Annotated in this window: 3 protein-coding genes and 2 tRNA genes; 1 reads left to right on the top strand and 4 read right to left on the bottom strand. The window is 69.7% G+C overall.

Annotated features, from left to right (window positions below):
* Positions 1 to 116: 116 nt before the first annotated feature.
* The 4 genes from AOK08_RS32705 to AOK08_RS32720 all read right to left on the bottom strand — a co-directional run bounded on the left by AOK08_RS32705 (position 117) and on the right by AOK08_RS32720 (position 2,865).
* Positions 117 to 509, bottom strand: a complete 393-nt coding sequence (locus AOK08_RS32705) for a hypothetical protein (RefSeq protein ID WP_055532819.1) — start codon at positions 507 to 509, stop codon at positions 117 to 119.
* A gap of 136 nt (positions 510 to 645) precedes the next feature.
* Positions 646 to 719, bottom strand: a tRNA-Phe gene (locus AOK08_RS32710).
* Between the two features lie 327 nt (positions 720 to 1,046).
* Positions 1,047 to 1,119, bottom strand: a tRNA-Glu gene (locus tag AOK08_RS32715).
* 48 nt (positions 1,120 to 1,167) lie between these two features.
* Positions 1,168 to 2,865, bottom strand: a complete 1,698-nt coding sequence (locus AOK08_RS32720) for a metallophosphoesterase family protein (RefSeq protein WP_055532820.1) — start codon at positions 2,863 to 2,865, stop codon at positions 1,168 to 1,170.
* Positions 2,866 to 2,980: 115 nt separating this feature from the next.
* Here AOK08_RS32720 and AOK08_RS32725 point away from each other — a divergent pair, with 115 nt between their 5' ends.
* A complete protein-coding gene (locus AOK08_RS32725) occupies positions 2,981 to 3,331 on the top strand; it encodes a metallopeptidase family protein (RefSeq protein WP_055532821.1) in 351 nt (116 codons plus the stop codon).
* Positions 3,332 to 3,541 lie beyond the last annotated feature (210 nt).

The raw sequence follows: 3,541 nt of genomic DNA on the forward strand, positions 1-3,541 counted from the left end.
GGGCGGGAGCGCCGGGGGCACTGACACCGGGGCCGGGGGCGGAGGCGGGATGCGTAGACATACGCGATCCAGGATCTCACCTCGGCCAAATTACTGGCGAACCCTTTTGCCTCGTCTCAACCGCCGGACGGGTCGGACGGGTCGGTGGACGCGGTGGACGGGCCGGGCTGCGCCGGGACGGGGAGCGGCTGCGGCTCCGAGACCGGGGGCAGCGGGGACGCCTGGGGCGTGGTGCGTGCGCTCGTGTCGCCCAGGGCGATCGACTTCGCGGTGTTGGACACCGCCTTGATGCCCAGATAGGCGGTCGTCATCGTGCTGACCGCGGTGAACGCGGCGGTCAGGATGCCGACGACCACGGCCGAGTCGCCGTGCAGACGCCACACGCCGAAGATCGCCACGCAGGCGATCGCGACGTTGCTGGTGATCACGGCCAGGAGTCCGTACCGCGCACGGCTCGTCTCCAGCGCGTCATGATCCTGCCTGGCGGCAGCCTTGCTCCGGCCCGTCATCCTCGCCCCTACCCCTGCCCTAGGCTCCGCCGACCGCCAGAACGTAGCGCCGCACACATGCCCATGCCAAGCGCGGGCCTTGGGTTCAGGAGTGCACGACGAAGGCCCCGTCCAAGCGGACGGGGCCTTCGGGTTGTGGCTGGGGCCGGGGTCGAACCGGCGACCTATCGCTTTTCAGGCGATCGCTCGTACCAACTGAGCTACCCAGCCACGAGGTTTCACGTGAAACATGTAACCTCAGCGGTCCTGACGGGATTTGAANNTCCAAACTGCTCCACAGGACCTTGCTGTTGTGCGAAGTAAGTCTCGCACACCGTGTCCGATGCTCCCAACGGGGTTTCCGCCGCGAGCTGGACCTGGACTGCGACCCCAGACCTGCCGATGTCGCTGGAAAAGCGTATCAGACCCCGGACGATGCGCCGCGCACACGACAGTGCAGGTGGAAGGGCATGCCGTCCGGTTTCCGCAACCAGCCCTGACGCACGAAATGGCGGCCACCCCGACTCGGGATGCCGCCAACCGTACGAACTTGTTCTGTGCCCCCAACGGGATTCGAACCCGTGCTACCGCCTTGAAAGGGCAGCGTCCTGGGCCGCTAGACGATGGGGGCGAGGACGTGAGAAGCATAGGTGATGCCGGGGAGGTTCGCCAAAACGGTTTACGGGCTCCGAACGGGGGACGGCGAGGGCGTGGACGGGCGTGAACCCGGAGCTGAAGTCGGGGGTGAAGCCAGGGGTGACGACGGTCCTGGGGACAGGGGTGAAGGCGACGGCGAGGGGGCCGGTGAGGGAGCTGGTGAGGCGCCCGGCTGGTTCTCCTGGGGCAGATGGCGGCTCACCTCGGCGGTGGTCAGCCCGAGGCCGCCGAGCTTGATCTCGTCCCAGGCCTGGAGACGGCGCGTGTCGCGGTCCAGGTAGAGGACGGACGCCTCGATCTGGTCCGGGTTCCGCTTCTCCAGGGCGCGCAGCCCGCTGCCGCCCGTCGAGCCTTCGAGGCGCAGCCGGGTGCCCTTCGGCATGACCTCCATCTCGGCGTGGTGGAGGTGCCCGGCGAGTACGAGGGGCACCGCGCCGTCGGTCCGCCGGGCCGCGTCCGGCTCGTGGACCATCGCGATGTCGACCGGCGTACCCAGGGTCCGCTGGTCGCGGATGGCGGCGGCCAGCCGGTCGCCCGCCCGCTCCTGGCGCTGCTCCTGTTCCTGGTCGTCGTCCTGCTCGCCCGCCGAGCGGTCCGGGGTGAACGCCGGGTCGCCGATGCCCGCGAAACGCAGCCCGCCGACGTTGACGGACTGGCCGTCGTCCAGGACGCGCACGTTCTTCATGCGCTGCAAATAGCGCTGGGTGAGCCCCGAGTCGTGGTTGCCGCGCACCCAGACGTACGGGGTGCCCAGGTCCCTGATCGGGTCCAGGAAGCCGTTCTCGGCCGCCGTGCCGTGGTCCATGTCATCGCCGGTGTCGACGATGACGTCGATGTCGTACTGCTTCACCAGTGACGCGATGATCTTCCAGCTCGCCGGGTTGAGGTGGATGTCCGAGACGTGCAGGACCCGGATCGTGGCCGGGTCGGGCTGGTAGGTCGGGAGCGTGGACGTGACGTCGTACAGCTTCGTCACGTTCGTCACCAGGCGCGCCAGTTCCTTCTGGTAGACGTCGAACTCGGTGACGATGTTGCGCGCGTTGCCCACCAGGGACGGGGCCGAGGACAGGAGTCCGGAGAACCTCGGTTCCAGGACCGACTTGGGGTTCCAGGTCGCGTACGCCGTGGCTCCCGACGCGATGAGCAGGGTGAGGGCGAGGCCGCCGGCCGCGAGGGCGCGGCGGGGGCGGCGGTAGACAGCGAGGCCGAGCGCGGTGGCCCCGGAGACGACCGCCACACAGGAGCGGACGGCCAGGTCGAGGGTGCCGTGCCCGACGTCCTTGGTGACCTCGTCCTGGAGGCCGGAGAGGCGCTCGGGGTGGTCGACGAGGGCCCCGGCGCGGTCCGGGTCGAGCTGGTCGACGTTCACGTCGAGGCGTACGGGGGCCGTGTGGCTGTTCAGCTCCAGGGCGCCCAGCGGGGAGATGTTGATCTTCGTGCCGCCGCTGAGGGACGGACGCAGGGTCATCGTGGTGTTCATCGGGCCGACCGGCTCGCGTACGTCACCGACGATCAGCAGTCCCAGCCAAGCACCCAGAAGGACCACCGCGACCAGGCCCAGGGCGCGGGTCCAGGGGTGCGGCTGGTGGACCAGCTCGGCTGCCGGATGCGCGCGCCGGGCGCGATAAGGCCCGGTGAGGGCGGCCAGGGGGCGGGCGAGGCGGCCGGGGGTGGTGCGGGAACTTCCGGTGTGCGGGGTGTTGGCGGGTACGCGTGCCATTGGTCCCGTATGCCCAGAGCGCGGCGCGGCTAAGCGGGGTCGTACGGCGTACGGCTTTCCGTGGAGCGCGGGTCCGCGAACCCCGTACGGGCGGTCCGTACCGGACAATGGGCGTGTGCTGGAGATGACGCGCGAGGAGTTCGAGGAACTGGTCGCCGAGTCCCTCGACCGGATTCCGGCGGAGCTGACGAGGCTGATGGACAACGTCGCGGTGTTCGTCGAGGACGAGCCGCCGGCCGACGATCCCGAACTGCTCGGGCTGTACGAGGGGACGCCGCTGACCGATCGCGGGGAGTGGTACGCGGGGGTGCTGCCGGACCGGATCACGATCTACCGGGGGCCGACACTGCGGATGTGCGAGACGCGGGACGACGTGATCGCCGAGACCGAGGTGACCGTCGTACATGAGATCGCTCACCATTTCGGGATCGACGACGAGAGGCTGCACGCCCTCGGCTACGGCTGAGGGGCTCGGGGGGTGCGTGGGGTCAGTGGGCCGGGCGTGCGGGGGGTGTTGAGGGGCGCGTGTCTTCTTGTGGGCGACGGGAGTTGAGCACGTTGACTCCCTGACTCCCCACCGGAGGTGGCTGCCCGTGCGCCCCTTGCCTGTACCTGTCCGACTGGCTGCCACGGTTGTGGCCGTCGCGGCCGCAGCCGGCTGCATGAGCGTGGGGGA

This window comes from Streptomyces graminilatus (assembly GCF_001418565.1).
GTDB classification, from domain to species: Bacteria; Actinomycetota; Actinomycetes; order Streptomycetales; family Streptomycetaceae; genus Streptomyces; species Streptomyces graminilatus.

Excerpts from the sequence above, each read along its gene's own strand:
- AOK08_RS32705 (WP_055532819.1), bottom strand. The coding sequence starts at position 509 with ATGACGGGCCGGAGCAAGGCTGCCGCCAGGCAGGATCATGACGCGCTG.
- AOK08_RS32720 (WP_055532820.1), bottom strand. The coding sequence starts at position 2,865 with ATGGCACGCGTACCCGCCAACACCCCGCACACCGGAAGTTCCCGCACC.